1 protein-coding gene is annotated in these 1,004 nt (G+C 67.5%); it reads left to right on the forward strand.

Annotated elements, in window-relative coordinates:
* The first annotated feature begins 127 nt into the window (after nucleotides 1-127).
* Entirely contained in the window at nucleotides 128-919 is a 792-nt protein-coding gene (locus QMX78_RS21455) for a DNA adenine methylase (RefSeq protein WP_282273482.1), read from the forward strand.
* Nucleotides 920-1,004: the final 85 nt, after the last annotated feature.

Genomic DNA, 1,004 nt, shown 5'->3' on the forward strand with positions numbered 1-1,004 from the left:
GCTCGACACCGGCAAGTGCCGAGCCGTCGCCGCAACACAGGTGATCTCACCACCTGGCATTGGCCGAGGCCCTGCTGCTCCGCGAAGCGGCCGCAGTCTCGGCGATCAACATCGCAAAAGGTGAGACATGCCCAATCCGATCATCCCCTGGCCCGGCGGTAAGCGCCGCTTGATCAAGCACCTGTACCCGCATTTCCCCTCCCACGAGTGCTACGTCGAAGCATTCGCCGGCGGCGCGGCCGCGCTACTGATGCGACCGGTACCGGCGCCGGTGGAAGTGCTCAACGACATCAATGGAGAGCTGGTGCGGCTGTACCGCTGCATCCGGCATCACCTCGACGAGTTCATCCGCCAGTTCCGTTGGTCCCTCGTCAGCCGCCAGATGTTCGAGTGGGCGCAGATGGAGCGGCCGGAGACCCTGACCGACATCCAGCGGGCGGCGCGGTTCTATTACCTCCAGAAATTGGCCTTCGGTGGCAAGGTGCAGGGCCAGAGCTTCGGCTACGTCGCCAGCGGCAGCGGCCCACGGCTCAACCTGCTGCGCATCGAGGAGGAGCTGAGTGCCGTCCACCTGCGGCTGGCCAGCGTCATCGTCGAGCACGGTCCGTGGCACGAGGTCGTCGAGCGCTACGACCGGCCGGCGACGCTGCACTACCTGGACCCGCCGTATTGGGAGACCGAAGGCTATGGAGTCGATTTCCCCTGGGCCGAGTACGAGCGCATGGCGGCCTGGATGCGCTCGGCGAAGGGCAAGGTGGTGTTGTCGATCAACGACCACCCGGAGATCCGCCGGCTGTTCGAGGGCTTCGACCTGGTCCCCCTGCAGCTGCGCTACACCATCGGGCGCGAGGGACGGGATGCTGCCGCCGGCGAGCTGATCATCAAGAGCTGGGATGACAGCCAGGCCACGCTGCTGTAGCTGTCCGTTGCCTGTCTGTGGTGCGGCCCCCGCGTGGTGGGGGGCGCCCCCGGCGCGGGCCGGGTGACCCCCCCGGCCGGCGGCA

This window comes from Stenotrophomonas sp. PS02298, from assembly GCF_029959445.1.
Taxonomy (GTDB): Bacteria; Pseudomonadota; Gammaproteobacteria; order Xanthomonadales; family Xanthomonadaceae; genus Stenotrophomonas.